The 25,323-nt window shown below is 63.9% G+C and carries 34 protein-coding genes and 1 pseudogene; 21 read left to right on the forward strand and 14 right to left on the reverse strand.

The features are described from left to right. Positions 1-505: 505 nt before the first annotated feature. Positions 506-1,087 carry a hypothetical protein gene (locus tag QCM77_RS42350; RefSeq protein WP_279660906.1) on the forward strand — a complete coding sequence of 194 codons (582 nt, stop codon included), beginning with the start codon at positions 506-508 and terminating at the stop codon, positions 1,085-1,087. Positions 1,088-1,919: 832 nt separating this feature from the next. Here QCM77_RS42350 and QCM77_RS42355 read toward each other — a convergent pair. Further along, a complete protein-coding gene (locus QCM77_RS42355; RefSeq protein WP_279660893.1) occupies positions 1,920-2,177 on the reverse strand; it encodes a DUF2798 domain-containing protein in 258 nt (85 codons plus the stop codon). Between the two features lie 198 nt (positions 2,178-2,375). Between QCM77_RS42355 and QCM77_RS42360 the strand changes: the two genes are divergently transcribed. Next, entirely contained in the window at positions 2,376-2,564 is a 189-nt protein-coding gene (locus QCM77_RS42360) for a hypothetical protein (protein WP_279660665.1), read from the forward strand. Between the two features lie 177 nt (positions 2,565-2,741). Then, on the forward strand, positions 2,742-3,017 hold the full coding sequence (locus QCM77_RS42365) for a DUF6894 family protein (RefSeq protein ID WP_279660664.1): 276 nt from the start codon (positions 2,742-2,744) through the stop codon (positions 3,015-3,017). Here the strand turns inward: QCM77_RS42365 and QCM77_RS42370 are convergent. Continuing rightward, positions 2,986-3,240, reverse strand: coding sequence for a hypothetical protein (locus QCM77_RS42370; RefSeq protein ID WP_279660663.1), 255 nt, complete (start codon positions 3,238-3,240; stop codon positions 2,986-2,988). The genes QCM77_RS42365 and QCM77_RS42370 overlap by 32 nt on opposite strands. A 105-nt stretch (positions 3,241-3,345) precedes the next feature. Next, the gene (locus QCM77_RS42375) at positions 3,346-3,639 is read right to left on the reverse strand and encodes a hypothetical protein (protein WP_280096711.1); all 294 of its coding nucleotides are present in this window, start codon (positions 3,637-3,639) and stop codon (positions 3,346-3,348) included. A 373-nt stretch (positions 3,640-4,012) separates the two neighbouring features. Between QCM77_RS42375 and QCM77_RS42380 the strand changes: the two genes are divergently transcribed. After that, positions 4,013-4,477: a PaaI family thioesterase gene (locus QCM77_RS42380; protein ID WP_279660661.1), complete on the forward strand. Its 465-nt coding sequence runs from the start codon at positions 4,013-4,015 to the stop codon at positions 4,475-4,477. A 119-nt stretch (positions 4,478-4,596) separates the two neighbouring features. Here QCM77_RS42380 and QCM77_RS42385 read toward each other — a convergent pair whose 3' ends face one another. Continuing rightward, positions 4,597-4,890 carry an HdeA family protein gene (locus QCM77_RS42385; RefSeq protein ID WP_279660660.1) on the reverse strand — a complete coding sequence of 98 codons (294 nt, stop codon included), beginning with the start codon at positions 4,888-4,890 and terminating at the stop codon, positions 4,597-4,599. A gap of 183 nt (positions 4,891-5,073) precedes the next feature. Here QCM77_RS42385 and QCM77_RS42390 point away from each other — a divergent pair, with 183 nt between their 5' ends. Beyond that, positions 5,074-5,316 (forward strand): PilZ domain-containing protein, encoded by a 243-nt coding sequence (locus QCM77_RS42390; protein ID WP_279660659.1) that lies wholly within the window; start codon positions 5,074-5,076, stop codon positions 5,314-5,316. Positions 5,317-5,360: 44 nt separating this feature from the next. On the opposite strand, the gene QCM77_RS42395 is transcribed toward QCM77_RS42390, so the two are convergent. Then, a complete protein-coding gene (locus QCM77_RS42395; protein ID WP_280096719.1) occupies positions 5,361-7,376 on the reverse strand; it encodes a pyrroloquinoline quinone-dependent dehydrogenase in 2,016 nt (671 codons plus the stop codon). 33 nt (positions 7,377-7,409) lie between these two features. Continuing rightward, positions 7,410-7,643, reverse strand: coding sequence for a hypothetical protein (locus QCM77_RS42400; RefSeq protein ID WP_007602200.1), 234 nt, complete (start codon positions 7,641-7,643; stop codon positions 7,410-7,412). A gap of 180 nt (positions 7,644-7,823) precedes the next feature. On the opposite strand from QCM77_RS42400, the gene QCM77_RS42405 reads away from it, so the two are divergent. After that, positions 7,824-8,228: a hypothetical protein gene (locus QCM77_RS42405; protein ID WP_279660657.1), complete on the forward strand. Its 405-nt coding sequence runs from the start codon at positions 7,824-7,826 to the stop codon at positions 8,226-8,228. A gap of 108 nt (positions 8,229-8,336) precedes the next feature. After that, a complete protein-coding gene (locus QCM77_RS42410) occupies positions 8,337-8,669 on the forward strand; it encodes a hypothetical protein (RefSeq protein ID WP_280096712.1) in 333 nt (110 codons plus the stop codon). 70 nt (positions 8,670-8,739) lie between these two features. Here QCM77_RS42410 and QCM77_RS42415 read toward each other — a convergent pair whose 3' ends face one another. Beyond that, positions 8,740-9,207 carry a DUF6691 family protein gene (locus QCM77_RS42415; protein ID WP_279689764.1) on the reverse strand — a complete coding sequence of 156 codons (468 nt, stop codon included), beginning with the start codon at positions 9,205-9,207 and terminating at the stop codon, positions 8,740-8,742. Positions 9,208-9,212: 5 nt separating this feature from the next. Continuing rightward, a pseudogene (locus QCM77_RS42420) lies at positions 9,213-9,636 on the reverse strand (YeeE/YedE family protein). A gap of 170 nt (positions 9,637-9,806) precedes the next feature. On the opposite strand from QCM77_RS42420, the gene QCM77_RS42425 reads away from it, so the two are divergent. After that, positions 9,807-10,976 carry a GNAT family N-acetyltransferase gene (locus tag QCM77_RS42425; RefSeq protein WP_280096713.1) on the forward strand — a complete coding sequence of 390 codons (1,170 nt, stop codon included), beginning with the start codon at positions 9,807-9,809 and terminating at the stop codon, positions 10,974-10,976. 202 nt (positions 10,977-11,178) lie between these two features. On the opposite strand, the gene QCM77_RS42430 is transcribed toward QCM77_RS42425, so the two are convergent. From QCM77_RS42430 to QCM77_RS42440, 3 genes are all read right to left on the reverse strand, one after another. Beyond that, a complete protein-coding gene (locus QCM77_RS42430) occupies positions 11,179-11,319 on the reverse strand; it encodes a type II toxin-antitoxin system HicB family antitoxin (protein ID WP_462676027.1) in 141 nt (46 codons plus the stop codon). 119 nt (positions 11,320-11,438) lie between these two features. Further along, entirely contained in the window at positions 11,439-12,104 is a 666-nt protein-coding gene (locus QCM77_RS42435) for a DsbA family oxidoreductase (protein ID WP_279660652.1), read from the reverse strand. 86 nt (positions 12,105-12,190) lie between these two features. Further along, entirely contained in the window at positions 12,191-13,012 is an 822-nt protein-coding gene (locus QCM77_RS42440) for a helix-turn-helix domain-containing protein (protein WP_279660651.1), read from the reverse strand. A 101-nt stretch (positions 13,013-13,113) separates the two neighbouring features. On the opposite strand from QCM77_RS42440, the gene QCM77_RS42445 reads away from it, so the two are divergent. Next, positions 13,114-13,356 carry a hypothetical protein gene (locus QCM77_RS42445; protein ID WP_279660650.1) on the forward strand — a complete coding sequence of 81 codons (243 nt, stop codon included), beginning with the start codon at positions 13,114-13,116 and terminating at the stop codon, positions 13,354-13,356. A gap of 36 nt (positions 13,357-13,392) precedes the next feature. Next, entirely contained in the window at positions 13,393-13,791 is a 399-nt protein-coding gene (locus QCM77_RS42450; protein WP_279689766.1) for a hypothetical protein, read from the forward strand. 142 nt (positions 13,792-13,933) lie between these two features. Here the strand turns inward: QCM77_RS42450 and QCM77_RS42455 are convergent, their stop codons facing one another. Then, positions 13,934-14,494 carry an SET domain-containing protein gene (locus tag QCM77_RS42455; protein WP_279660891.1) on the reverse strand — a complete coding sequence of 187 codons (561 nt, stop codon included), beginning with the start codon at positions 14,492-14,494 and terminating at the stop codon, positions 13,934-13,936. A gap of 164 nt (positions 14,495-14,658) precedes the next feature. On the opposite strand from QCM77_RS42455, the gene QCM77_RS42460 reads away from it, so the two are divergent. Next, on the forward strand, positions 14,659-15,264 hold the full coding sequence (locus QCM77_RS42460) for a hypothetical protein (RefSeq protein ID WP_279660890.1): 606 nt from the start codon (positions 14,659-14,661) through the stop codon (positions 15,262-15,264). Positions 15,265-15,293: 29 nt separating this feature from the next. Here QCM77_RS42460 and QCM77_RS42465 read toward each other — a convergent pair whose 3' ends face one another. Beyond that, the gene (locus tag QCM77_RS42465; protein WP_280096714.1) at positions 15,294-16,031 is read right to left on the reverse strand and encodes a TetR/AcrR family transcriptional regulator; all 738 of its coding nucleotides are present in this window, start codon (positions 16,029-16,031) and stop codon (positions 15,294-15,296) included. Between the two features lie 106 nt (positions 16,032-16,137). Here QCM77_RS42465 and QCM77_RS42470 point away from each other — a divergent pair, with 106 nt between their 5' ends. The 6 genes from QCM77_RS42470 (at position 16,138) to QCM77_RS42495 (ending at position 20,400) form a co-directional block, all read left to right on the forward strand. Continuing rightward, the gene (locus QCM77_RS42470) at positions 16,138-17,535 is read left to right on the forward strand and encodes a carotenoid oxygenase family protein (RefSeq protein ID WP_280096715.1); all 1,398 of its coding nucleotides are present in this window, start codon (positions 16,138-16,140) and stop codon (positions 17,533-17,535) included. A gap of 40 nt (positions 17,536-17,575) precedes the next feature. Beyond that, entirely contained in the window at positions 17,576-17,842 is a 267-nt protein-coding gene (locus QCM77_RS42475) for a hypothetical protein (RefSeq protein ID WP_279689770.1), read from the forward strand. Positions 17,843-17,919: 77 nt separating this feature from the next. Next, positions 17,920-18,495, forward strand: coding sequence for a hypothetical protein (locus tag QCM77_RS42480; RefSeq protein WP_279660645.1), 576 nt, complete (start codon positions 17,920-17,922; stop codon positions 18,493-18,495). 12 nt (positions 18,496-18,507) lie between these two features. Beyond that, a complete protein-coding gene (locus QCM77_RS42485) occupies positions 18,508-19,062 on the forward strand; it encodes an inner membrane-spanning protein YciB (protein WP_279660644.1) in 555 nt (184 codons plus the stop codon). Positions 19,063-19,167: 105 nt separating this feature from the next. Next, positions 19,168-19,464 (forward strand): hypothetical protein, encoded by a 297-nt coding sequence (locus QCM77_RS42490; RefSeq protein WP_279660643.1) that lies wholly within the window; start codon positions 19,168-19,170, stop codon positions 19,462-19,464. Positions 19,465-19,479: 15 nt separating this feature from the next. Further along, the gene (locus QCM77_RS42495) at positions 19,480-20,400 is read left to right on the forward strand and encodes an SH3 domain-containing protein (protein WP_280096716.1); all 921 of its coding nucleotides are present in this window, start codon (positions 19,480-19,482) and stop codon (positions 20,398-20,400) included. Positions 20,401-20,579: 179 nt separating this feature from the next. Here QCM77_RS42495 and QCM77_RS42500 read toward each other — a convergent pair whose 3' ends face one another. Continuing rightward, positions 20,580-22,250 (reverse strand): fumarate hydratase, encoded by a 1,671-nt coding sequence (locus tag QCM77_RS42500; protein ID WP_279660641.1) that lies wholly within the window; start codon positions 22,248-22,250, stop codon positions 20,580-20,582. 222 nt (positions 22,251-22,472) lie between these two features. On the opposite strand from QCM77_RS42500, the gene QCM77_RS42505 reads away from it, so the two are divergent. From QCM77_RS42505 to QCM77_RS42520, 4 genes are all read left to right on the forward strand, one after another. Further along, complete coding sequence (locus tag QCM77_RS42505) at positions 22,473-23,102, forward strand: hypothetical protein (RefSeq protein WP_280096717.1); 630 nt, start codon at positions 22,473-22,475, stop codon at positions 23,100-23,102. Between the two features lie 91 nt (positions 23,103-23,193). Further along, positions 23,194-23,673 (forward strand): hypothetical protein, encoded by a 480-nt coding sequence (locus QCM77_RS42510; protein ID WP_279689772.1) that lies wholly within the window; start codon positions 23,194-23,196, stop codon positions 23,671-23,673. A 195-nt stretch (positions 23,674-23,868) separates the two neighbouring features. Further along, positions 23,869-24,042 (forward strand): hypothetical protein, encoded by a 174-nt coding sequence (locus tag QCM77_RS42515; RefSeq protein ID WP_279660638.1) that lies wholly within the window; start codon positions 23,869-23,871, stop codon positions 24,040-24,042. A 116-nt stretch (positions 24,043-24,158) separates the two neighbouring features. Further along, positions 24,159-24,833, forward strand: a complete 675-nt coding sequence (locus QCM77_RS42520) for a methyltransferase family protein (protein ID WP_280096718.1) — start codon at positions 24,159-24,161, stop codon at positions 24,831-24,833. Positions 24,834-25,323: the final 490 nt, after the last annotated feature.

Below are 25,323 nucleotides of genomic sequence, written 5' to 3' on the forward strand. Positions count from 1 at the left end.
TTCGGCAAGCTGAAGGAATTCAAACGCATAGCGATGCGATGTGACAAGACAGACGGCAGCTTCGAAGCGATGATCTACCTCGCCACCGCTGTCATCCATTCCAAGTGAATCTCAACAGACCCTAGTTTGATTTGGGGAGTGGCCTGATTTGATCGTCAGTGTTTCGGATGATGACTAAGATCGGATAGCCCTTAAATACCGACTGCCGCTTTCTGAGCGACTGGATGTGGCCGCTAAAAGTCTCGGCAACGCCCTCCCGAGACAGGCCGGTGATCGTTATTGAGAGCTTGGCGAGAAGAGCCTTCTCACATCGATCCAAGTCGGATTGCTGTACGTATAAGGACCTGACCATTACGCGCCCCAGTTCGGGAAGGCCGCCTCAATTGGCGGCCTCGTTCATTTGAAGACGTCCTCCTCCCCGTCACAACTTGAAGTTAACGCTACAATATGTAACGCTTATGTTGTAGCGCTACATTGCGTATCGTTCGAACAACCAGGAGGAGTGATGAAGTCAATTTTGAAAATCGCTCTCGCGCTCTCTGTCTTCGCCGGTTCGCTCTCGGCGCAAGCGCAGATATCGAATGCCGCGACGTCGTCGGTCACTCTGAAAGTCGGCGCAAAAATCACGAGGAAGTCTCAGTTGCACGACGGCTGCCATAGCCGGCACGCGCAGATGCTGGGCAAGCCCTGCCATTACGGCGGCCCGTCCGAGGACCGTAAGGGGCCGCCCCAGCTGGCGGCCTCTGTCGTTTCACGGAGCAGTCGAAGGATTTTCGGTCCCCCTCTTCGACTAAAAGATGACGCGGATCGAAGACGGATGACCCGCGCGCCGTCAGAATTCCGTAATCCCCCGGCATCGAACCTTTTTGCGGTCTGCGGCTTCTTCGGGGATGGGACCGCAACTCTGGGGACCTCAGCCATGACGGACAACGCGCATCACGATACGACCAGGCGCAATCCCCTGCTGGAGGCGGCGCGGGAGGAGATGATCAAGTTCGAGCGCAATGAAAACGAGTTCCGCAAGAAGGACCGCGAAGAGCGCGCCGCCGAGCTCCATTTGCCGCTGGACGCAATCAAGATTCATTAGGCCGTCAGGACGGGCTCGGAGCTGACCGCACCCGCGCCGCCGACGCGGCAGGCGGCGGTGATGTTCGCCGCCCCGGGAGCCGCTCGTTCATATCAAGGCATCGGCATGCGAATTGGGATTCGCATGCCCCGGAGACGAGTCCGCGCGCAATATGGTATCTAAATACTACCCGTAAATCATTGATTGAACGACGAAATTTCCCAGCAGGCTACTGTGCATGGGGTTGTTTTCCATTTTTTGAAAGGCGCGCATGTGCCGCCCACGCACCGGAGCCCAATTTGGGCCGGGCCTGCCGCCGTCTCACGGCGTGCCCACACCGCCCTACAGCAGCGCCAGCAAGACGATGCCGATCACCAGCACGACGAAGCCAGCCGCCGTCGCGGCGGCGAATGACCGCTCTACGTTGTCCATGATGCCACCCCGTTGCCGGCGCGCCACGTTTCCCCCATGGCTGCACCGTCGCTGCGGAATCTCGCCTGCCCGTGTGTCCTGAGTTGTGCGAACGGATGTCGAAATTGGGACGGGTGCGGGGCCAGTCTGCGGCCTCGACTTTCGCTGCCAATGTCAGCCGCGTGTAAGCCTGGTCTCCTAGTCTGGTCGTGCCCGGTGGACCAACACCGGGCCTCCATACCAGTCGACGACCCCGCTCTCCCCGAGCGGGGTTTTCTGTTTGCGGGCACGGCCCGAACACGTCGGGCCGGATCCGATTCGTGGCCCTGTCAGGCTGTCGTAAGCTGAGCCGGCTAGGCTCGTCTGGCTATGGTGTTGCAGCCCAGCACCTCAGCCTCCAATAACCTTCTGCCCCGCTTGGCTCTCCCCAAGCGGGGTTTTTTCATGCCGGCCGGCCGGTTTGCGAGCCGCCCTCCTCCTGCGTCAGCCGCAGCGAGAAGGCGCGGATCGCCGGCGCCGCGAGCAGCACGATCGGCAGCATCGCGGCCCATGCGATCAGCCACGACACCATCCAGTGCGCGAGGAAGACCATCGCGCTGGCTGCGGGAAAGCTGGCGATCCCCGCCGCGATCAGCGAGGTCAGGCCGGACTGGATGACACCGAAGACGAAATGAGAGTAGCGGCGGGGAATGCCGAGCATGACGCGCTCATGTTGTTGGCCGTCATCGGGCCAAGCAAGCCACATGCCGTCGCGCGCCGGAAAGGCGCTATTGCCCGGTCCAGGAACTCTGTTCATGGTCGGAGAACCACGGGACGCGACGGGCTCGCGCCGGTTCGCGCGGAATATTAAGCTGCCCAGCATGTTTGCAGTGATGGAAGTGAATCGTGGGAGGTGACCATGAATCACAGGGGCGTGGAGTTCACCGTCGCCAAGACGGCCATTCCGGGAATCTGGCAATGGCGGTTCCGGATCGGCGAGCAGATCAAGACCGGCAGGACCGAGACCAAGATCGATCTCCTGGCGATCCGGCGAGTGCAGCTGCGCATCGATCGGGAGTTGAAAGCGATCGAGCGCAAGACGGCCTGAACAGCACGGCCTGAACAGCACGGCCTGAAACGGCCGGGTTGAGATCGGCCGCGGCGCGGCGGCCCCTGGGGTCTATTTCCGTAGCAGCCCGGAATTGATCTGACGGTGGTTTGGGATTGGACTGCGCGCGACTATGGCCTTGGTGGGCGGGGTCATCACGCGCGATCGGTGCCAACCATGCCACTCTATTTCTTTCGAATCCGGAACGGCCGTTATTCCGGCTGTGCCGACCAGGCGTCGGAATTTGCCGATCGCAATCTGGCCTGGAAGGAGATGACCAACGTCTGCGCCGACATGGCCGCCGGCATCGCCCGCAAGCTCCAGGAAAATTCCGAATGGCACATGGAGCTGCTGGACGAGGCCAAGGAGCCCGTGTTCCGGATCCGCATCACCGCGGAAACTTTCGAAGAGGGGTCCGACCCTAGTCCGCGCTGGGCAGCCGCCGCATCGTGAATTCGATGTCGCCGCCGGGCAGCTCGCGCCAGTTCTCGACCGCGCTCATATAGCCGGCCTTGGGATAGCGGGCGAAGAAGGCCTGCGCCCTTTCCCGCGCCGCCGCGCGCGGCAGCGTGAAGGTCTCGCGCAGATAGCCATCGCCGGCCGTTGGGCCGGGTTTGCCGCCCATCTTGCGCCGGCGCGCCATCCGCTCGGCGAGATCCCGCGGACGATCGGCCATGTCCTGCCTCCCTCTACGCAATACGCTCCCGCGCAATGTAGGAAGCAGGCCGGTCAAAGAGGAGTCCCGGCCGGAGGCATCAGCCGCCTCCGGTCGGGCAGACGGTCAATTGGCAGTGGTGCCGGCTTTCTTCTTTGGCGCACCGGTCGCGGCCGACGCCTTTGGCGCCGCCGGCTGCTTCGGCGGATCGGAGCGCATGCCGCCCCAGGGATCGTTGGACGCCTTGGAGTCAGGAATCTTCTTCAGCGTCTCCTTGTAGGCCTTGTCACGCTCGGCTTCCGCGGCTTCCTCCTCGGGAGTCTTGCCCGGCCCCTCCTGCAGCAAATTGATATTGGGCATTTGCGCATAGGCCGGTCCCGCCAGCACAGCCAGCACCGCGGCCATACGGAAAAGCTTCATCATTGACTCCTTGATCATCCATCGCGGCGCGGATCGCCCGCGCCTTGTCACCCTGTCGCAGCCGGGTCGCGACCGCAGGGACCGCTTGGCCCGCTAGAGCCCGTCCGATCTGCACGATTTCGGCGCGTGGAGCCAGTCGTCCCAGATCGGGCCACACTTGGTGCACCCGTTCAGCGCGAGGCCGAGCCCGACCAGACAAAACACAAGGACATACCGACGCAACATCATCCACCCATACCCACTCCGTGGCATCATATCGGGCGAAGTCAGGCATTTTCAAGCCGCCGGGGCCCGCGGCAGACCGGGTGACTTTGCCGCGCCGATCCGCTCAGAATGGCCGAAACATCCGGCAACACGGAAGGGAACGACAGCAATGCCATCGCAGCCAGAAGCCGAGTTCGGCATCGCGGATGCCAGACGCATCCTCGGCGAGGTCTTTGCGCCCTGGGTCCAGGATCTCAACCTCTCGGTCGAGCGCATCGAGCACATGCCGCCGCCGGACGTGCCGGACTGGCAGCCGGCAGCGCTCTTGCGCATGCCGTTCTCGGAGCGGCTGTGCCGCAACGGCGGCGTGGTCTGCGGCCAGGCGCTGATGGCGCTCGCCGACACCGCGATGGTGATCGCGAACCTCGCCGCCAATCGCGGCTATCGTCCGATGACGACGGTCGACCAGACCACGCATTTCATGCGCGCCGTCTCCTCGTCGGACGTGCTGGCCGACGCCCGCGTGGTGCGACTCGGACGCACCATGAGCTTTGGCCGCGTCACGCTGCTCTCGGCCACCGACAACAAGCCGGTGGCGATGGTGTCGAGCGCGTTCGCGTTGCTGCCGGGGTGAGCATCAGCCGGAAAGAAGAAAGCCGCGTGAGCGCAAAGCGCACCGCGGCTCTCGATGCAGTCATATCGAAACAGGACACGCGACCAGCGATCGCGCTTCATACCGTCACGCAGGAGACGTTACTTGCCGAGCACTTCGTCGGCCGCGGTGACGATGCTGACGTTCGGATTGGCCCCGCAATAGGTGCCGAACTTCTTGGCGTTCTCGACGAACACGTCGGTGTCGAAGATCGCGTTGTCCTCGTCGCCCTTGTACCAGCCGTCCATCCAGGTCAGCACCAGCTTGATGGTGTCGTCGCCGCTCTCTAGGAACTGCTTGCAGCTCATGGTCGAGAGATCGTACTTGGCGGCGTGGGCGGGCATCGACGACAGCGAGAGCGCTGCGGCGAACAGAAGCGAAAGCGTGGTCTTCATCAATATCTCCATCGGCGCGTAAGGCCATAAAGGAAAGGCTTGTGGGGAAAAGTCGGCGGAGTGGCTCTCCGCCTCAACGTCGTAAACGAAGTCTGAAGCGCCGTGCAAGTAGCGCCAGTAATGAGTTGAGTTCAACGTAATTTCTATCCACTATTCCACAAACGTGATTATGGATTAATATGGATGATCGAGAAACGTACAGCGCAGCGCTACCGTGTTTTCAAGGGTGGAACGATCACCTTTGAAAACGGCGGCATCGCGTGCACGGTGCGAAACATGTCGGCGAACGGCGCCGCAATCGACCTCGATGCCCTCGTCACATTACCGCAATCGTTCACGCTCGCGATCGCGCGCGACAATTTCGTGCGGAATTGCCGCACCGTCTGGCGCAGCGACAGGCGCATCGGTCTCGCTTTCGTACAGTAGTGCGCACGATGTGAACGACCGTTCGCATCGCATCCACAACACGATTATGATTGCCTGATACGATGGCGACGACGCCAGCGCAGGCCTGCGACCACGAGCGCGACGATCGCGAGCGCAATCGCCGACGATGCCGCGAAAAATCGTCCACCGGGACGATCGATGGTACGCGACCATAGCGACGGCCCCTCGCCCGGCCGTGCCAGGCGAAACGCAACGACGCTGTCGCCAATCGAGGTGCCTGCCTCGGAGTGGCCGCCGGCGCCGATGGCGACATACTGCTCGCCCTTCCAGAGATAGGTCATGGGATTGGCGACGCCGGGCACCGGCAGCCGGCCTTGCCACAGCTCCCTTCCGCTTCGCGCGTCGAAGGCGCGCAAGTAGGCGTCCGTCGCACCGGTGAAGACGAGCCCGCCTGCGGTGACCGCAAGCCCGTTGAGGAGCGGAGCGCCCCAGGGCAACGGCACGCCGAGCGGCGCCAGATCCTCGGTGGTGCCGACGGTCGAACGCCAGAGGATCTTGCCGGCCTTCAGATCGACCGCGACCATCTCGCCCCAAGGCGGCTTGTTACAAGGAAACCCGAGCGGCGACATCACCACCCCACGCGACATCGCAAACGGCGTACCCTTCTGCTGGCCGAAATCATGACCGGGCGGCGGATCGAATCCGGCAGCCTCCGCACGCGGGATCAGCTTGATCAGATGAACGGCGCGGGTGGTGTTGGCATAGAGTATCTGGTTGACGGGATCGAAGGCCGCACTGCCCCAGTTCACGCCGCCGCCGGTGAAGGGATATTCCAGCGTGCCTTGCACCGAAGGCGGTGTGAACAGCCCCTCGTTGCTCGCCTCCGCGAACTGGCGTTCGCAATACGACCGGCGCAAGCCGGGCAAGAGCGAGAGCGCATCATTTGCCGAGATCGTCTGCGACGTCAGCGCCGGCACATGCGTCGGGAATGGCTGCGTCGGCGACAGGATCTCGCCCTCGGCACCGCCTTGCGGCACCGCGCGCTCCTCGACCGGCCACACCGGCCTGCCGGTGTCGCGGTCGAGCACGAAGACAAAGCCCTGCTTGGTCGGCTGGATCACGACATCGCGCTGACCTTGTCCGGTGTCGATGCGCGTGAGCGTCGGCTGCGCCGGCAGATCGTAATCCCAGACGTCGTGGTGCACGGTCTGGAATGCCCATACGAGCTCGCCGGTCTCGATGCGAAGCGCAACCACCGAATTGGCGTGCTCGTTGTTGCCCGGCCGCTTGCCGCCCCAGAAATCCGGCGATGGAGAGGACGTCGGCAGAAACACCAGCCCGCGCGCGGCGTCGACCGACATCGGCGCCCAGACATTGGCGTGACCAGCTTCGATGCCGTCGCGCTTGAGCGGCTCGAATGTCCACCGCATTTGACCAGTGCGCGCGTCGAACGCGCGCACGACGCCGCTCGGCGCATCGACACGCCGGTTGTCGCCGATCGCGGAGCCGACCACGATCACACCGCGGCCGACCGCCGGCGGCGAGGTGATCTGGAATTCGCCGGGCCATTCCAGCTTCATGCCGATATCGAGCCTGACCTCACCGCCCTTGCCGAAACCGGCACAGGGGATTCCCGTCGTCGCATCGAGCGCGATCAGGCGGACATCGTTCGTGCCCATGAAGATGCGCGATCGACATGCGGCATCTACAGGCGCCTCATCGTCGATCCAGTAGGTGACGCCGCGGCAGACGTAGCGATTGGCGGGACGCTGGTTGATCGCGATCTTCGGATCGTAGCGCCATTTCTGCGCGCCCGTGCCGGGATCGAGCGCGATCACCTCGTTGAAAGGCGAGCAGAAGACCAGGCTGTCCTCGACGAACAAAGGCGTCGCCTGGAATTTGGTTCGCCGCATCACCTCGGGCGGCCGCGCCGCGAGATCGCCGGTGTGGAATTCGAAGGCTCGAACCAGGTTGCCGACATTGTCGGGCGTGATCTCTCGCAATGGCGAGAAGCGCGAGCCGCCGGGATCGCCACCCCAGCTCTCCCAGGCGATGCCTGGCCGCGACGAAAACAAGAGGAGCCCGATGAGAGCGGCCAGATAGCATGGGCGGGTCGCCAACGCCCGCCTCGCCTATTTCGGCTTCTTGGCAGGTTCAGGCGGACGCGCCCCGCTCCACGGGTCGTACTTCTCCTTGGACTCGGGAATGCGCTCGAGTGCGGCCTTGTAGGCCTTCTCGTCGACCTTGGGCTTGTTGTCCGCCTTCTGGCCGCCCTCGTTAGGCTGACGCCTGCCGCCGCCCATCTGCGCCTGCGCCGAGGCAACCGCCAGCGCCAGCACCGCGGCCGCTATGACCAAAATCCTCATTGGCGTAATCCCCCCTCGTCTGGGGTACAAATTAGCCTGCAATCCCGGAATAGCAAATGCCGCGGGTTCCAAGTCTTCATCCGAGCCTTCAGGAATCTTGCCTTCAGCAAATCTTGATCGGCCGGGACTTCGCCGGATCGCATTCGTGCCTATCTGTTGGCCCGCAGGGGACCTTCACGGATGTTGCGGATTATTGCTCAAGCGGCGCTGCTGGCCGGCGCGCTCGCGCTCGGTGCCTGCGGCTTTGCCGACAGCCGCGCACCGGTGCCCGAGTTCATGCGCATAAAGGAAGCCGAGCAGCCGCTGCCCGAATCGCCCCCCGACGTCAAACGCGTCGTGCGCGAGCAGATCGAATTCGTCTTCCTCAACACGTCCTATCCGCGCGAGGTGCATGTCGCCACACCCCATCGTGAGGTGCGGGGACCGGGCTGGACAGCCTGCGTCCGCGCTCAGCTCACCTCCGCGACCGGCTCGTCGCTCGGCGCCCAGACCTACATCGTGACCATCACCGGCGGAAAGGTGGTCGATCGCCGGCGCGCCGAAGCGGACGACATTTGCGGGTCGGAAAGCTATGAGCCGATCTAGGAACAATCACGGCGACACGCGATCCGGTTCCGGGAAAAACCTGTAATTCTGCCGGAACGATCACCGCCTCCCTTTCTTGTTACCGCCGAGGGCAGTTTCGAGGAGGACATGATGAGAACATTCACGATTGCACTGCTGGCTGGCGTTGGAGCCTTGGCAGCGGTGAGCGGCGCGAAGGCCGCCGACATCTACACGACCAGCGAATACACCAGCCCCGATCTCATCCAGGACGTGCGGCTGGTGTGCGACGATGCCGGCAATTGCTATCGCACCCGCGGCGGTTCGCGCGTGATCGTGCGCGACTCCTATGCGACCATGCCGCGCGACCGCTATTATGAGCGCCGCACCTATCGCGACTGGGACGATGGTCCGCGTGGCGGCGTCGGCATCCGGACGCCCGGCGTCAGTGTTGGCGTCGGTGTCGGCGGGGACCGCTGGTAGTCAATGAAGCTGTCATGGGGCAGGACCGGACGAGACGACTCGCCCGGTCCTGTCCATGTCAGGTTTCAGGTCAGGTTTCGAGCGGATCGGACGGCGTGACGATACGCGTTGACGACGGGAGCTGCGCGATGAAGCGGGCGATCATCATGCCGGCACACATCGCGGCGACGAAGATGAAGGCGGACACCGAGCCAAACCCAAGCGCGGTCAACGCCGGCCCTGGGCAAAAGCCTACAAGGCCCCAGCCGATACCGAAGATGGCAGGACCGGCGATAATTCTCGGATCGATATCTTTTCGCGTTGGGACATAGAAGCGGTCGGCGAAGACGGGCCGCGCGAGTTTCAAGACGCGGCTGAAGCCGATGAAGGTCACCGCGACCGCGCCGGCCATCACGAAAGCGAGGCTCGCATCCCAGGTCCCTGCGGGAATGCCGCCGACGTCCAGAAAATTCAGCACCTTTGCCGGATTCGACATGCCGGAGACGATGAGGCCAAGGCCAAAGACCAGACCGATCGCGAATTGAATGAGGATTGTCATCGCGGTCAGCTCCAGTGCCGCATCAAAAGGACGGTCGCCATGCCGGTCGCCATGAAGGTGATGGTCGCGACCAGCGAGCGCACCGACAGCCGCGACAAGCCACAGACGCCATGGCCGGAGGTGCAGCCGCTGCACCGCGCCGAAGCCGGTGAGCAATCCGGCGACAATCAGAAGCGGCGTTGCCGCCGCGATCGTTTGCGCCGGCAGGCTTCCTGTGACAAGGCGCACCAGGATGGGCGCTACGACGAGGCCCGCGACGAAGGCGAGCCGGCCGGCGAATTGCCGATCTTCGTAGGGCGGAAACAGCCGCGCCGCGATACCGCTGACCCCGGCGAGCCGTCCCGTCGTCCACATCAGGAGCACGGCGGACAGGCCGATCAACGCGCCGCCAAGGAGCGATGCAATCGGCGTGAAAGGTGTGGCGACCATTATGATCCTCCGGGTCGAGAGCAATTCTGGCGTATCCATCGGGCATGCGGCCGCCGAGGGCCCGCCTGCTCAATGAGACGTTAATATTACCACTCGAATTGAAGCGGCGTCCCAACGGTATTTTCCAATCTTTGCGCTAAGCATGGCCTCCTGAACGGGGACGACGGGACGTGGTCGATATCGCGCACCAGGCTGCGATCAATCCGGCATCGGCAAAGCATGCCGCGGCGTCGCGCGCGCGTGTCCCTCTTACGGCGATCGACCCCGGCCAATGGCGCGCGCTCGCGCAGCGCGCGATCGAGCCGAACGGATATTACCTGCCGGGCTGGGAACTCGCCGTCAGCGCATCCGCGCGCGGCCGCACGAATGCCTCGGCGCTTCCCGCTTTCGACGGACCTTCGGCGCGGCTGATCGGGCTGATGCCCGTGATCTCGCTCTGGCGCGCATGGAGGATTCCCCTGCCCGCGCTGGTGAGCGCCCACCCCTATGGCACGCTGTGCAGCCCGCTGATCGACCGCGACGCTCCGATCGAAGCCGCCACGCGTCTGTTGCAGCGGGCGCGCCAGGCCGGAGCGCGTGCCCTCGTGCTGAACGACGTCGCGCTCGACGGGGCGGCGATGACCGCCCTCAATCAGGTTCTGAATCGCGACGGCCTGAAGCCGCGAATCCTCAGCTCCTACATCCGCGCCAGCCTCGACGCGACGCAGGATGGCGAGACGCTGTTGCGCGAGGCGCTCGGCGCCAGGAAGCTCAAGGAGCTGCGCCGCCAGCGCCATCGTCTCGAAGAACACGGCGCCGTCGCATTCGACGTCGCGCGCAGGCCCGACGAGATCGGACCTGCACTCGAAACGTTCCTGCAGCTCGAAGCCAGTGGCTGGAAAGGCAAGCGCGGCACCGCGCTGAACCAGCATGCGGGCGATGCGACCTTCATCCGCCGCGCCGTAGCGGCGCTGGCAGAGACCGCGCAGTGCGAGATTGTGACCTTGCGCGCCGGTACAATTCCGGTGGCCGCCGGCATCGTGCTGCGCCATCAGGACCGCGCCTTCTTCTTCAAGCTCGGCATCGACGACCGCTTTGCACGATATTCGCCGGGCGTGCAGCTCACGCTCGAGCTCACCCGCCACCTCTGCGCCGATCCCGCCGTCGCCAGCGCGGATTCCACGGCGAGCGCCGATCACCCCATGATCAATCCGATCTGGCGCGGGCGCTTCGCAATCGGTGACGTGCTGATCCCGCTGCGGCGTAACGATCCGGTCGTGACGCTCGTTCGCGGAGCGCTCGCGGCGTGTTACGCCGCGCGCGAAGCGGCGCGATCCGCGGTGCACTTGATCAGAAGGTGATGGACTACAAATCCGCGTCAGACAGCTCAGCCATTTTGATGAGATGACGCAGCAGTCCAGCCTTCAGCGGCTTGTTGCCGCGAATGGGGACCGAGAGCCGCACGATGCTGCCGGGTTTACCGTAGGTGACTGCCGCTGACCCGAAGCAAACTCCAGCCGTGGCGCTCGACAATTCGTGCGAACTCCCGACCAGAAATTGACTTCACGCAGGCAATTCCAGAATCCGTCCAACGCCGCCCGGTTCGGGTGGTGCGACTTCCACGGATAGACAGCCCTCGATCGCATCTCGGAGGTTGGCCATCAGCTCATCCATGGTATCGCCTTCGGTGGCACAGCCAGGAATCGCCGGGACCTCGGCCCAAAAGCCCCCTCTTCGGCCTCGTGCACAACTATCTTGATCTTCATGACGACCTCACAACCTGGATAGTTGCCCAAGCCGTAGACATATTCAACCTCAAGAGATTACTCCGCCGCCTGCGCGTTGATCTCCGCCGAGACCTCGCGGATGGCGCGCGCGAGCATGTTGGGATCCTGCGCGCCGGAGACGGCGTATTTCTGCGCGAAGACGTAGGTCGGCACGCCGGAGATGCCCTTCTCGGCGGCTTCCTGCGCGTCCGCCGATACGCGCGCGACATCCTCGTCAGTAGCAAGGCGCTTGCGTACATCGTCGGCATCGAGGCCGACATCGGCAGCCGCCTGCACCAGCACGTTCAAATCGGTGAGGTCGCCGCCGTCGCGGAAGTAGAGCTCCATCAGGCGCTGCTTCATCTCGGGCGCCTTGCCGATGGCCTCGGCCCACAGGATCAGTCGGTGGCAGTCGGTGGTGTTGGGCTGACGCGCGACCCGCTCAGGCCGGTAAACCAGTCCCTCTTCGCTCGCAGCCGCAACGACGCGCCCCGCAATGCCCTTATAGGCCTCGACCGAGCCGAACTTCTTGGTGAGATAGTCCTCCCGGCTGATGCCCTCGCGCGGCACCCAGGGATTGAGGAAGAAGGGACGGAAATTGAGCTGGACCGGAACGTCGGGCACGAGCGCCAGCGCACTCTCGATCCGGTGCTTGCCGATATAGCACCAGGGGCACACCACGTCGGAGACGACGTCAATCTGGAGCGGTTTCAGCGTGCTCATGTCAGGCGCCTCCTTCGAGCGATACAGGTTTGCGAGCGGTACAGGTTTGCCCAAAGATAAGCCGAACCCGTTCCGAGGCAAGGCCGCTAGCTCATGGCTGCTGCCATTTGTCGGAGCCGCTCGGCAGTGCGCTCGTCGGCCGGGAAGAAGGTTTCCAGAGCCAGCTCCGACAGTGTGATGTCAACGGGCGTACCGAACACCATGGTGGTGGAGAAGAAACTTAGTATCTCCCCGTCGTGGCGTAGCTTGAAAGGGATCGCGACATTGTCGCTCGACAGCGGCGCCGCGCGCGCCGGGATCGGATAGCTCTTCAGGTCATTGTAGAGCTTGATCAGCTCAGGATCGGCCGTGGCCTCGCATTGCCGGTGCAGCCGCTCCAATAGATGCCCGCACCATTCCGCGAGATTGACCGTGCGCGGCGCCAGCGCCTCGGGATGGAATGCGAGCCGCAGCACGTTGAAGGGCTGGCCGAGCAGCCGCTGCGGGATGCCGGCGAGCAGCGGCGCCAGCATGCGGTTGGCCGAGACCAGATTCCAGTGGCGGTCATAAGCCAGCGCCGGATTGGGCTCATGCGCCTTGAGGACGAGATCGATCGCCTGGCGGGCTGATTTCAAGGCGGGATCCTCCAGCGGGCGCTGCGGAAAGGCCGGGGCATAGCCGGCGGCGACCAGCAGCACGTTGCGTTCGCGCAAGGGCACGTCGAGGCGCTCGGCGAGTCTGAGCACCATGTCGCGCGAGGGTGCGGCGCGGCCGGTCTCGACGAAGCTCAAATGCCGCGCCGAGATTTCGGCCTCGCCTGCGAGATCGAGCTGGCTCATGCGGCGGCGCTGCCGCCATTCGCGCAAATGGTCGCCGATATGGACCGGCTGGCTGCGTTCGGCCTGTGCCGTGGATGCATGTGCGTTCATGGGCGAAAACCTAGCACGCAGATTTCGGCTCTTCCATTACGTCGGAGGTAATCGAATTGGGCCCCGAGCCGGCGCATCTTCGGTCGCAACAGGAGACGACCATGATCGCACTGCTGCTCTACCGGACCGTCGCAGACCACATCCTGCCTCGAATCCTGCCCTGGGCCATGGCGCTCGCAACCCGGATGCTGGCGCGCAGCCTCAACATGCCCGAACCGCTGGTGCATTCGACCGGCGACTATGTCGTCGCGCAGGTCGCAGCCTTCGAGCACGGCGTCGGCAAAAGCCTCTGCCCGTTCCGCCTCGCCCGCCTGCTCCGCGCCTGGTGGCGTGGATCGCACTGAGTTTTTCTTGAGCCCAACCCAACCATGGAAACCACGATGATCGACGCATCCAGCTTCCTCCGCCGCGCGCTTCTTGCCGACGCAATCTTCAGCGGCATCGCCGCTCTCGGTTTCACTTTCGGCGCCAGCGCGTTCGCGTCGCTGTTCAACCTGCCCGAAGGGCTGCTGCGCGAGACCGGCCTGTTCCTGATCGCCTATACCGCGCTCGTTGGCTGGCTTGCCTCACGCGCCTCCGTGGCAAAGCCGCTCGTGCTGCTGGTCGTGGTCGGCAACGCGGCCTGGACAGGCGGCAGCATCGCGCTGCTGCTCTCGGGTACGGTGTCGCCGAACCTTGCCGGCGAGCTCATGGTCGTGGCGCAGGCGATCGCCACCGGCGTGTTTGCCGAGCTGCAGTATGTGGGATTGCGCAGGAGCGGGAGTGTGGTGGCGGCGTGAGCTTACCGCTGCCAGTCGTCGCCCGGTTTAACCGGGCGACCCAGTATTCCAGAGCCAGTGAACGTATGCGGATAAGCCGCGGCGTACTGGATGCCCTGGTCAAGCCGGGGCATGACGGCGGAGCCCGCTGCGCAAGTGCAGGCTACGCGCGCGCGCGGCCATTCTTCTTGCCAACAGCGTGGCCGTTGAGCTTCTTCTTTTTGGCGGCCTTCGGCCCCGCCTTCTGCGCTTTGCGCTCCGCGCGCGCCTTCACCTTGGCGCGCTCGACCCGCGCTTCCGCGCGCAACTTCTTGCGCTTGGTCTCGCAGGAGGGGCATTTGCAGCCGATCGGCTTCAGATAGGCTTTGAAATAGTCGGTGCCGTAGTCGTAGTTGATCTCGTCGCCCGGCTCGATGTTCTTGATGGCGCGGATGAAGACCTTGCGCTCACGGGGGCGCACGTCGGATTCGGCGTTGGGCCGGCACGAATGGTTGATGTAGCGCGCGAGGTTCTTGCGCACCGAGCCGTCGATGGTCCAGCGGCCGTTGAGCTCGAACAGGTACTTGTTCTCGATGTCGTCCTGCTCGGGAATCCGCGAGTCCAGGATCGGACCGTAATAACGGATGATCCGGGTGCCCTTCTTGATCGGTTTGGTGGCGAAGAGGCCGAGCCCGGTTTTCGAGCGGCCGACGCGATAGGATTTTTGCGAAGCGATGGCTGGCATGATCAGTAGAATGAGGACCGCGAACGAGGCCGAATGCCTCAAGCGAAGCCGCCCTTCTAGAACGATTCCGCGCCGCTGTCAGGTGTCTGTCGACCCTGTTTGAACCTTGCCCACAATCAAGACGTCTGATGGAACGGAGTTCCCGCTCGATCAAAGGCGTCGTCATGATCCGCATCGCCACCGCAGGCCTGGCCATGTTGCTGATGTGCAGCGGTCTCGACCGCGCCGACGCCCAATTCGTGGGCAGCAAATATACCTCGACGGCCCCGAAGGATTGCCGCCAGATCGGCAAGCCCAGCGAGCTCGACGGCAGCACCGCGCGGGTATGCAAGGGCAAGGATGGTCTCGTGGTCCTGATTGCCGAGGACGATCTTCGCGAGGTCGTCTCCGTCGGCCGCAATCGCAGGGCGGCGGCCGAGGAACCGGCGGCAAAAGGCTGGTTCGCTCCGTTCAACTCGTCCGAGACCACCGTCGAATGGCGCACAGCGGCCACCAAGCCGTTCGCGATAATCCAGCGCTGGCACATCGCGGACGGCACCGATCCCGACCAGCAGGGACGGCCGAACACCAAGGTCATGCTCGTCGTAACCCGGCTGCCGCCGGGACCGGTCTGCCACGTCGCCTATGTCGACGCGATCGCCAACCCGAACAGCAATGAGCTCGCGCGCCAGGCGGCGGATAACTTCGCCCGCAGTTTTCGCTGCGGCAAGGACGAGGTGAAGATCATCGGCGCCGGCGGCCGCGCCGTGGAGCTTGCGACGATGCGCTAGGCGCTCGCCTGGCACCATGTCCCGATCGATCAGGGACTGGGCAGCTTCCCCGTGATGGGTGCCATCAGCATCGCCTCGAGCAGGCGTTCGGCCGTCGTCCCCTCGGGCAGTCGCCCCAGGATGTCCGAAAGCCGTCCGTCGAGCAGCAGCGTGGTGAAACCGTGCACCATCGACCAGGCGCGTGCGATCGCAGCGCCCTGATTGAGCGTCAGCGCGTCGCCGCTGATCTGCTCCTGCCGCATCATGCCGACGGCATTGGCGAGCCCGGCGAAGGAAGCCTCGGCCGCCTCATGCAGCGACGGCCTGGAATAGTCGAGGCGCTCGGTGCGGAACATGATGCCGTACATACCGGGATGAGCCTGAGCATAGGCGACATAGGCTTTCGGCCGCACCAGTGCGCGCTCGAGCGGCGTGGTGGCGGCGTCACAGGATGACGCCATCGCCGCATTGAACTGGCGGAAGCCGACGGCCGCCAGCTCACTGAGAAGCCCGGTGAGGTCGCCGAAATGATGGGTGGGCGCGGCATGCGACACTCCGGCCTCGCGCGCCACCGCGCGCAATGTCAGGCCGGCGAGCCCGTCACGCTCCAGCACCCGTTCGGCGGCCCGGAGCAGCGCTTCGCGCAGCGCGCCGTGGTGATAGGGCGCCTCGGCCTTGACGCTCGATATGCGGCGCGCGGAACGCGGCTGCGTGCCCGCTGCCGACGATGTCTTTCGCCGAGTGCGCGCGCGCCGCGGGGATTCGGTCCTGGTTTCGCTCTTGCCCATGGTCAAGCTATAAGACGCAATATTGACAGTGTAAAGATTTCACTTGACTGTCGCGACGATCGGCACTATCTCATCTTTACGATGTAAAGATTGGGAGGGATATGCCGTGCAGCAGGACGCTATCGCCGAGCGCCGCAACAATGTCGCGCCGATTCCATTCGAGGCCGACGCACCGTTCCCCAAGATCATCGGCGAATTGCCTCGCGAGCTGAACGGCACGCTCTATCGCAACGGCCCCAATCCGCAGTTCGACTCGCCTGGCGCGCACTGGTTCGTCGGCGACGGCATGCTGCACGCCTTTCACCTCGAGAACGGCCGCGCCAGCTATCGCAACCGCTGGGTCCGCACGCCGAAATGGCTGGCCGAGCACGATGCCGGCCGCGCGTTGTTCGGCGGCTTCGGCCGCAAGCTGCCGGATGCCCCAGCGGGCCTCACCGACGGCGGCGTCGCGAATACCAACATCATCTTCCATGCTGGCAAGCTGCTGGCGCTGGAAGAAGCGCATCTGCCGACCGAGATCGACCCGGGCACGCTGGCGACGCGCGGCTATCACAATTATCAGGGCCGCATCGCCGGCAGCTTCACCGCGCACCCGAAGATCGATCCGATCACCGGCGAGCTGGTGTTCTTCGGCTACAATGCCGCGGGCCCGCTGACACCTGCCCTCTCCTACGGATCGATCGATGCCTCCGGCAAGGTGACGCGCTTCGAACGGTTCGAGGCGCCCTATGCCAGCATGGTGCACGACTTCATCGTCACCGAGAACCATGTGTTGTTTCCGATCCTGCCCATCACCGGCAGCATGGACCGCGCGATGAAGGGGAAACCGCCTTACGCATGGGAGCCGGAGAAAGGCGCTTATGTCGGCGTGATGAAGCGCAAGGGCAGCGCGAAGGGCATCGTGTGGTTCCGCAGCGAGGCCTGCTACGTCTTCCACGTCATGAACGCGTGGGAGGATGGTAACCGCATCATCGCCGACGTCATGCAGTTCGAGGAAGCGCCGCTGTTTCCGCATCCCGACGGCCGGCCGACCGATCCGGAGAAGTCGCGCGCCCGTCACTGCCGCTGGACCTTCGATCTCTCGGGGAATACCGACCGCTTCCAGCAGACCTATCTCGACGATCTCACCGGTGAATTTCCCCGCATCGACGACCGCCGCGCCGGATTGAAGAGCCGGCACGGCTGGTACGCCTGCACCAATCCAAAACTGCCGATGTTCGGCGCGCTGTCCGGCATCGTCCATGTCGACGGCGATGGAAAGCGCCTCGCCCATTATCTGCTGCCGACCGCCGACACCATCTCCGAGCCGGTGTTCGTCGAGCGGTCGAAAGATGCGGCGGAAGGCGATGGCTGGCTGCTGGCGGTGGTCTGGCGCGCGCGTGAAAACCGCAGCGACCTCGCGGTGTTCAATGCCACTGACATCGAGGTTGGCCCCGTCGCGCTGGTGCAACTCGGCCACCGCGTGCCCGACGGTTTTCACGGCAATTGGGTCGGTGCGCATTAGCTCTCCCTCGACATCGCTGATGTCACCAAAAAGGTCTCTCATGCATATGCCCTCGATCACCGCGGATCGCCTCGCCGTCCTGATCCTGATCTGCGCCGGGATCACACTCCAGATGATCCGGCCGCGGCGGAGCGGCCAAACCATCTTCAACGGCGGTGTCTTGCTCCTCGCCCTCGGCCTCTCGATCGCCTGCGCGTTACCTGTCCTGTCGCACCTGCCCTGGGCGGGATTCGCCGACGAAATCGCCGAGCAAGCCGTTGCCGCAATTCAGTTTTTGGAAGTCGCTTATGTCATTTTGACACTGTAAAGATTTACTTGACCCGGCCTCGCTTCTGAATTATTGATCTTTACATCGTAAAGATAAGGCCCGGACCGAGGCGGACCATGGCAATTTTCCTGATCCTTGCGCCCTATGGCGCCTACACTCTCCTGATGCTGGTGACATCGGCCACTATCAGCGTGTTCGTGGCCTCGGCAATCTGCCTCGCCACCGTCGCGATCGATGTCGTGCGCGGCCGCTCGGTGAAGATCCTGGCCATGGGCTCGGCGATGCTGTTCGCCGCAATCGGCCTTCACCTCGCGCTGTTCGACCCGGCGCTCGGCACGCTCGGTGTCAAGCTGTCGGTCGACATCGGCATCTTCGTCATCTCGCTCGGCTCGATGCTGGTCCGCCGTCCCTTCACGCTGCAATACGCGCTCGAGTCCGTGCCAGCCGAGACCGCAGCGATGCCCGGCTTTCTCTATGCCAATTACGTCATCACCGGCGCATGGACCGCGGCTGCGCTGTTGATGGCGGCCGCCAATCTCGTGCTGCTCTATGTCCCCGGCCTGCCGCTCTGGTCGAGCCTTGCGGTCGCCTTCGCCGCCCGCAACAGCGCGATCTACTTCACAAAATGGTATCCCGAGTATCGCCAGGTCAAGTACGGTACGCCGGCCAGCGCACTTCGCCACACTCGCTGAACAGGATCGACGATGAAGGACGTATTCGCCCGCCTCGCCTCCGACTTCCTCTCCGCCATCGTCTTCCTGGTCATCTACCTCATCACCGACAACGTCGTCCTGGCAACGTCGGTGGCGATTGCCGGTGCGATCGCGCAAGTGATCTACGCCCGCGTCAGGGGGCACAAGCTGAGCTACATGACCTATGCCAGCGTCGCGCTCGTCGTGGTGCTGGGCACCGTCACGCTGCTGACCAACGATCCCCGCTTCATGCTGGCAAAGCCCTCGATCGCGCATTTCGCGATCGGCGCCATCATGCTCAAGCGCGGCTGGATGCTGCGCTACATGCCGCCGATCGTCGTCGAGACCGTCCCGGAATATGTGACGGCCGCGGGCTATGCCTGGGCGGTGCTGATGTTCGTGATCGGCGTCGGCATGATCGCGGTCGCCTCCACAGGCGATCTGAAGCTGTGGGCGTTCTACATCACGGTGGTCGCAGGCGGCGCCAAGATCCTCGCCTTTGCCGTGCAGTATGTCGTGCTTCGCCTCATCGTCACCAGCCGACGGCGCGCCGCCGCCCGCGCCTAAATGCCTCCAACGGAGCGTTAGGCAGCTGCTGCGAGTTGCGCTATACGCTCGGCCCGGGACTGGCCCGCGGATCGTCGCGGTCCGCCGGGATCTTGGGAGACGCGAATGGCCGTGGACGGCAACTGGACTCTGACCATGACGACGCCCATGGGCGAGCGCAAGGCGACGCTGAGCCTGACGGCTGCCGGCGGCGCGCTCGCGGGCACGCAGGGTGCGGAAGGCAATACCGCCGAGATTTTCGACGGCACCGTCAGCGGCGACAACGTCTCCTGGAAGGTCTCGATCACCAACCCCATGCCGCTCACGCTCGAATTCACCGGCACGGTCTCCGGCGACAGCATCAGCGGCGAGATGGGCATCGGCCCGATGGGCAGCTTCCCGTTCACGGGCGCCCGCGCGTAAGGGGGCCCTGCAATAATGCGCGCACTAGGTCTCATCGCGGCGACGATCCTGTGTGTCGCGACACAAGCGGCGCGCGCTGAGGAGACCGAACCGGCGTGGCGCGCAAGCGCGCTCGCCATGGTACCGGCAGGCTATGTCGCCGGCACAGCCTTTCGAACCGAAGGCTTGACGGGCGACCTCGCCGTCTATCCGGCGACATCGAACGATCCGAAGTCACCGGCAAGCGTGTTCGCTGCGCGCCAGGCTCTCGTAGTCACGCTGACGCCGGATGCGACACGCGCAGTCTCGGCCGAATTGAAGCCGCGCACCGGGCCAGATCCGGACAATGACGACACCGATTTCGCAAAGCTGCACGCCGATCTGGCCGCCAAGCGCTCAACGCTGCCTGAGGGCACCGAGCCCTGCGATCTCGGCGCCTGGTCCATCGACAAGGATCCGAACGGACTCAACGTGCGCGCCGAGCCGTCGGCAAAGGCGCGCGTGCTCGGCACACTGCCGCCGCCCTACCGGCTGAAGTTAGGGGGCAGTGAGAACACGCCCGATGGCGGCTGGCTCACCGAATTCCGCATCATCGGCTCTAGGGACGGCTGGTTTCTGATCGAAGGCGCCAAGCCGCCAGGCAAGGACTACGAGGACGACAAGAAATATCCGCGCAATGCGCCGAAGCCCTATGCCGGACGCGGCTGGGTCGCCTCCAACAAGGTCGGCGCGTCCTACGCCAATGGCGCGACACGCATGGGCGGCCTGTTCCAGGCGCCCTTCGTCGATGCGAAATGGACGCCGGCCCAGCGCGAGCTCGGCGGCGCGATCGACACCGATGGCGGCCCGAAGCGCATCTTTGCCTGCAGCGGCCTCTGGGGCCTGGTCGAGAGCCAGGACGGCGTGCGCGGCTGGTGGCGCGGGCTGTGCTCCAACCAGGTCACGAATTGTAGTTAGGACCTGGCGGACCAAGCGCCTTTTTCGTGTCCCGAACGCGGTGCAGCGCGTAGCGCCGCTCCGCAGAGCCGGGACCCATGCCGCCACGTGGACCCCGGACCTGCAGCGCATCACCATAGCGCGTCGAAGACGCGCGTGAACGCGCTTATGGTGCTGCGCAGCGTCCGGGGAACGTGGCCTCAGCCCAAATTCAACTCCTTGAAGAAGTCGTTGCCCTTGTCGTCGATGATGATGAAGGCGGGGAAGTCGACGACCTCGATGCGCCAGATCGCTTCCATGCCGAGCTCGGGATATTCGAGCACCTCGACCTTCTTGATGCAGTGCTCGGCAAGATTCGCCGCGGCACCGCCGATCGAGCCGAGATAGAAGCCGCCGTACTTCTTGCAGGCCTCGCGCACGGCCGGCGCGCGATTGCCCTTGGCGACCATCACCATCGAGCCGCCGGCGGCCTGGAACTGATCGACGAAGGAATCCATGCGGCCAGCGGTGGTCGGGCCGAACGCACCGGAGGCGTAGCCCTCGGGCGTCTTGGCGGGGCCGGCGTAATACACCGGGTGGTTCTTGAAATAGTCCGGCAGCGGCTCGCCTCTCTCAAGGCGCTCGCGCAGCTTGGCATGCGCGGAGTCACGCGCGACGATCATGGTGCCGGTCATCGAGACCCGCGTCTTGGTCGGGTATTTCGAGAACGTCGCCAGGATATCCTTCATCGGCTGGTTGAGGTCGATCTTGACGACCTCGCCGCCGAGCGACTGCTCGACCTGCGGCAGATATTGCGCCGGGTTGTGCTCGAGCTCTTCGAGATAGACGCCGTCCTTCGTGATCTTGCCGAGCACCTGGCGATCGGCCGAGCAGGAGACGCCGAGCCCGATCGGGAGCGAGGCGCCATGACGCGGCATGCGGATCACGCGGACGTCGTGGCAGAAATACTTGCCGCCGAACTGCGCGCCCACTCCCAGGCTTTGCGTCATCTTGTGGATTTCCTGCTCCATCTCGACGTCGCGGAAGGCGTTGCCGTCAGGCGAGCCGTGCGTCGGCAGCGCATCGAGATAGCGGGCGGAGGCAAGCTTCACCGTCTTCATGCAGAGCTCGGCCGAGGTGCCGCCGATCACGATGGCAAGGTGATAAGGCGGGCACGCCGCGGTGCCCAGCGTCAGGATCTTCTCCTTGAGGAAGGCGAGCAGCCGGTCCTTGGTCAGCACCGAGGGTGTCGCCTGGAACAGGAAGCTCTTGTTGGCGCTGCCGCCACCCTTCGCCATGAACATGAACTTGTAGGCCGAATCTACTTCGGGAGAGCCGCCCTCGGCGTAGATCTCGCATTGCGCCGGCATGTTGTTGGCGGTGTTCTTCTCCTCGTACATCGACAAGGGAGCGACCTGCGAATAGCGCAGATTGCGGCGGAGGTAAGCATCGCGCGCACCTTCCGACAGTGCCGCCTCGTCGTCGCCATCGCTGATGACGTTGCAGCCCTTCTTGCCCATGATGATCGCGGTGCCGGTGTCCTGGCACATCGGCAGCACACCGCCGGCCGCGATGTTCGCGTTCTTCAAAAAGTCCAGCGCGACGAACTTGTCGTTGGGGCTCGCCTCGCCGTCCTCCAGGATCGCGCGGAGCTGCTTCAGATGACCCGGCCGCAGATAGTGGTTGATGTCGCCAAAGGCCGCTTCCGACAGTGCCCGCAGCGCCTCACGCGACACCACCAGCATGTCTTTCCCCAAAACCTTCTCGACCCGCACGCCCTCGGCCGTGATCTTCTTGTAGGGCGTCTCGTCCTTGCCCAGCGGGAACAGCGGCGTGTGCTTGTAGGGCGGAACGGGCTTTGACGGGTCGGGGAAGGCGGTGGGAGCGTTCATGGTCTGGAATCTCGGGGTTTTGGAGCCCTCGTGGGCCTCTAGCATAGAAGCGTTCTAAGCCATTTTCCTACAAATGGAAGGTTTTCGCGTCCCCACAATTGGGATGCGGCCTCCCGCTCCGTGCGTTCTCGATTGTCCCGATGAAGCACCAGGAACGCTATCGCTACCTCTGATTTTGCGATCTTATGTCCGCAATCGAGCTGGGAAAAGGGGGAAATCGAGATGTCAGAAATTACAACGCCATTGGTGAAGTTTAGCGACCAGATCGCCGGCTCCGTCATCAAGGGTTGGGAAGTCGGCGGATATGCGCTTGGCTTGCTCGTTCTCGCGGCAGCGACCTTGGTGATGGCTTGTCTCTTGGCTCTTTCCGGACACGAGCAGCCTGCAATTGCGTTTCTCTTGTTGGGGTCCGCGGTAATCGTGTTTGTGGGGTACAACTTCTATGTGAAGGCCATTATCCCAGCAAAGAGGGCCACTGAACGTCTCGAACAGAGCGGCCCCATGATCGACACCGTGCAGGAGATGGCGATCCTCCTGACCGAGATAATCTCCCAACTGAACGACTACGCCCTCTTGAATACGGAAGCGATCGTTTCAACGGTCGAGGGCGTGAAGGAACGAATCGCCAGGCTGCCGGGCGGCAGCCTGCTGATTGGTTCAAGCTACTTCGCCAAGGGAGAGAACCTGGCAAAGGGCGTGCGCCAGGTCGCGGCAAGTTCGCGCAGCGTTGTCGCAGACGTTCGCGATTCCATCACCAAGGCCGACGTGTCGCGGATTGGCGGGCATCTGAAGGATTTGAAGCAGTTGAAGCAAACAATTGAAAAAGAGCTTCTCAGCGCCCAGGGCGCCTAAACAGCGCAACCGTTCGCAAATAGGCCTGATCGGAGGTCTTGCATGGCCTCGGAGTACAGGCTTTTATGCGGCCTCCAAGGGGCTTTTCATCATGATTTTCAAACCGAACGTCCGCGGCGCGATCCTGGTCGCCGCCGCCATCACCGGCCTTGTGACCGTCGCCTCGCCCTCCCGCGCGGACCAGTGCGACGACATCGCAAAGCAGCTCGCCAGCGGCATCGACAAGCTGAAGGTCAACTTCAAGGCTTCCAACATCATCTATCTCACCCACCCGGCGGCGAAGGAGCTCTCGCTCGGCTGCCGCGCGCAGGGGAAGACCTACTCCAACGAGCTCTATGCCAAGGGCGACCGCAAGCCGACCCCGCAGTTCTATGAACTGGTCGGATCCGCGGCGGCGCTCACCTTCACAGTGCCGAAGGACGACACCACGAAAGGCGCCACGCGCTGCCTGAAGCGCATGGGCCTGCTCCGCGGCGACAAGGTGTCGATGCGCTTCAAGCGCCTCAACATGGAATGCTCCCGCACCAAGACGGAAGCGTCGATCGCGATCACACGTCCGAAGGACGAGTAGGCGCGGCTCGCTCTTGCCGCGCGAGTGGCGGCGCACGTGGCGCGCCGCCACTCACCACACACTCCGTCATTGCGGATGCCGGCGCAAAAGGGCGCATCTCACGCACCAGATCCTTCGCATTTTAGCGATCGCCTTGAAGGAAATTTCGCTCCTCGCGGCCCAGGGTCAATTGTTTCAATGTGTGAGGATTTGTGGATGAGCGTTTCTACCGTTGCGCCGCCGCCGATCGCGATCGTGGTGCCGAGCTACGACACGACCAAGCAGCAGGACGATCAGGCCAAGACCAAGGACAACGACCCGACCTATAAGCCGCCGCCGCCTGCGCCGCTGCCGCCGGGTCAGGGCACGCGGATCGATCAGCTCGCCTGATCAGGTTTGCGAGAGGTGAAATGCCCGATCCGGTCGATCGGGCTTTTCGCGTGTCCGGCCGCATCTTCGCCGGATAGCGGGATCAATATCTTGCGCGGCTACTCCGAGACCTGCGCATGATCGCAAGACTGCTGTTGCAGAGCACGATCACCACCGTCGCGATGAGCGCGCTGCTGTTCGCGTCCGCCGGCACCCTGCATTGGCCGTCGGCCTGGGTGTTCCTCGCGACCTCCGCCCTGCTCGGCCCGCTCTGCGGCTGGTGGCTTTATCGGGTGGACCCCGCACTGCTCGCCGAACGTCTGCGGCCGGTCCTGCAAAAGGACCAGCCCGCTGCCGACAAGGTGTTCATGACCGTCTTCGTCGTCGCGATGCTGGTCTGGCTGGCCGCGATGGGGCTCGACCGGCGTACGCTATCCTCCGACATGCCGATGGCGCTGCAGATGCTCGGCCTCGCACTGTTCCTGCTCTCGACGCTGTTCATCCTCTGGGTCTTTCGCGAGAACTCGTTCGCGGCGCCCGTGGTGAAGCTGCAAGCCGAGCGCGCCCAGCACGTGATCTCGACGGGGCCTTACGCGCATGTCCGCCATCCCATGTACAGTGGCATGATCCTTTTCTTCGCCGGCGTGCCGCTGCTTCTGGGCTCATGGTGGGGACTTCTGATGGTGCCGCTCTTCTTCGTTTTGTTTGCGATCCGGATTCGCATCGAGGAGCGCACACTGCGCGAGGGACTGCCGGGCTATGCCGGCTATGTGACGCGCGTGCGCTATCGCCTGCTGCCCGGCGTGTGGTGAGTGCGCATCACGCTCCCTGTGCACTGCAGGGAAAAGCGCTCCCTCTCCTCCGATCGACTGACGTCGCCGCGACCGAACCGCGCTAGAGGGAACCGCAGCCACGCAACGGGAGACGCGACGATGTTCTGCAAGCCCCCCTGCCCCGACAAGCATGACCTCTCGACCAACTCCCGATGATTCAGGCGACCGATCTGGCCCGAAGCGTTCGCAATCGCTCGAAAGCCACAACGTGCTCAGGCGATTGATCGCGCCCGAAACGGCCGGTCCGGAACGGGGGCTGCCGCCAGCCTCTCTCCGGCTCTAGATTCTTGTTTTGACGCGTTTTCCTTACGCGAACCGGTATCCACTTCGCTCGAAAACGCTTTAGCAGTCTGCTGAAGAACCCCCTCGCCACGGAGGGGGCTTGATGATTCACTTTATCCATCTCGAATCGGCAGAGGCGATCATGCGCGGCAGGTTTAAGGACCAGGGCGGCCTGTTTTCGTACATC

Origin of the sequence: Bradyrhizobium nivariense, from assembly GCF_029846695.2 — a bacterium.
Classification (GTDB): Bacteria; Pseudomonadota; Alphaproteobacteria; order Rhizobiales; family Xanthobacteraceae; genus Bradyrhizobium.

Bases quoted from the DNA above. Each gene is read 5' to 3' on its own strand.
- QCM77_RS42405 (WP_279660657.1), top strand. From the start codon at position 7,824: ATGTTGCGGATTATTGCTCAAGCGGCGCTGCTGGCCGGCGCGCTCGCG.
- QCM77_RS42365 (WP_279660664.1), top strand. From the start codon at position 2,742: ATGCCACTCTATTTCTTTCGAATCCGGAACGGCCGTTATTCCGGCTGT.
- QCM77_RS42440 (WP_279660651.1), bottom strand. From the start codon at position 13,012: ATGAACGCACATGCATCCACGGCACAGGCCGAACGCAGCCAGCCGGTC.
- QCM77_RS42435 (WP_279660652.1), bottom strand. From the start codon at position 12,104: ATGAGCACGCTGAAACCGCTCCAGATTGACGTCGTCTCCGACGTGGTG.
- QCM77_RS42360 (WP_279660665.1), top strand. From the start codon at position 2,376: ATGAATCACAGGGGCGTGGAGTTCACCGTCGCCAAGACGGCCATTCCG.
- QCM77_RS42465 (WP_280096714.1), bottom strand. From the start codon at position 16,031: ATGGGCAAGAGCGAAACCAGGACCGAATCCCCGCGGCGCGCGCGCACT.
- QCM77_RS42400 (WP_007602200.1), bottom strand. From the start codon at position 7,643: ATGAGGATTTTGGTCATAGCGGCCGCGGTGCTGGCGCTGGCGGTTGCC.
- QCM77_RS42410 (WP_280096712.1), top strand. From the start codon at position 8,337: ATGATGAGAACATTCACGATTGCACTGCTGGCTGGCGTTGGAGCCTTG.
- QCM77_RS42350 (WP_279660906.1), top strand. From the start codon at position 506: ATGAAGTCAATTTTGAAAATCGCTCTCGCGCTCTCTGTCTTCGCCGGT.
- QCM77_RS42370 (WP_279660663.1), bottom strand. From the start codon at position 3,240: ATGGCCGATCGTCCGCGGGATCTCGCCGAGCGGATGGCGCGCCGGCGC.
- QCM77_RS42355 (WP_279660893.1), bottom strand. From the start codon at position 2,177: ATGCTCGGCATTCCCCGCCGCTACTCTCATTTCGTCTTCGGTGTCATC.
- QCM77_RS42475 (WP_279689770.1), top strand. From the start codon at position 17,576: ATGCATATGCCCTCGATCACCGCGGATCGCCTCGCCGTCCTGATCCTG.
- QCM77_RS42510 (WP_279689772.1), top strand. From the start codon at position 23,194: ATGATTTTCAAACCGAACGTCCGCGGCGCGATCCTGGTCGCCGCCGCC.
- QCM77_RS42445 (WP_279660650.1), top strand. From the start codon at position 13,114: ATGATCGCACTGCTGCTCTACCGGACCGTCGCAGACCACATCCTGCCT.
- QCM77_RS42485 (WP_279660644.1), top strand. From the start codon at position 18,508: ATGAAGGACGTATTCGCCCGCCTCGCCTCCGACTTCCTCTCCGCCATC.
- QCM77_RS42375 (WP_280096711.1), bottom strand. From the start codon at position 3,639: ATGAAGCTTTTCCGTATGGCCGCGGTGCTGGCTGTGCTGGCGGGACCG.
- QCM77_RS42500 (WP_279660641.1), bottom strand. From the start codon at position 22,250: ATGAACGCTCCCACCGCCTTCCCCGACCCGTCAAAGCCCGTTCCGCCC.
- QCM77_RS42455 (WP_279660891.1), bottom strand. From the start codon at position 14,494: ATGCCAGCCATCGCTTCGCAAAAATCCTATCGCGTCGGCCGCTCGAAA.
- QCM77_RS42450 (WP_279689766.1), top strand. From the start codon at position 13,393: ATGATCGACGCATCCAGCTTCCTCCGCCGCGCGCTTCTTGCCGACGCA.
- QCM77_RS42515 (WP_279660638.1), top strand. From the start codon at position 23,869: ATGAGCGTTTCTACCGTTGCGCCGCCGCCGATCGCGATCGTGGTGCCG.
- QCM77_RS42495 (WP_280096716.1), top strand. From the start codon at position 19,480: ATGCGCGCACTAGGTCTCATCGCGGCGACGATCCTGTGTGTCGCGACA.
- QCM77_RS42390 (WP_279660659.1), top strand. From the start codon at position 5,074: ATGATCGAGAAACGTACAGCGCAGCGCTACCGTGTTTTCAAGGGTGGA.
- QCM77_RS42520 (WP_280096718.1), top strand. From the start codon at position 24,159: ATGATCGCAAGACTGCTGTTGCAGAGCACGATCACCACCGTCGCGATG.
- QCM77_RS42480 (WP_279660645.1), top strand. From the start codon at position 17,920: ATGGCAATTTTCCTGATCCTTGCGCCCTATGGCGCCTACACTCTCCTG.
- QCM77_RS42380 (WP_279660661.1), top strand. From the start codon at position 4,013: ATGCCATCGCAGCCAGAAGCCGAGTTCGGCATCGCGGATGCCAGACGC.
- QCM77_RS42415 (WP_279689764.1), bottom strand. From the start codon at position 9,207: ATGACAATCCTCATTCAATTCGCGATCGGTCTGGTCTTTGGCCTTGGC.
- QCM77_RS42490 (WP_279660643.1), top strand. From the start codon at position 19,168: ATGGCCGTGGACGGCAACTGGACTCTGACCATGACGACGCCCATGGGC.
- QCM77_RS42460 (WP_279660890.1), top strand. From the start codon at position 14,659: ATGATCCGCATCGCCACCGCAGGCCTGGCCATGTTGCTGATGTGCAGC.
- QCM77_RS42505 (WP_280096717.1), top strand. From the start codon at position 22,473: ATGTCAGAAATTACAACGCCATTGGTGAAGTTTAGCGACCAGATCGCC.
- QCM77_RS42385 (WP_279660660.1), bottom strand. From the start codon at position 4,890: ATGAAGACCACGCTTTCGCTTCTGTTCGCCGCAGCGCTCTCGCTGTCG.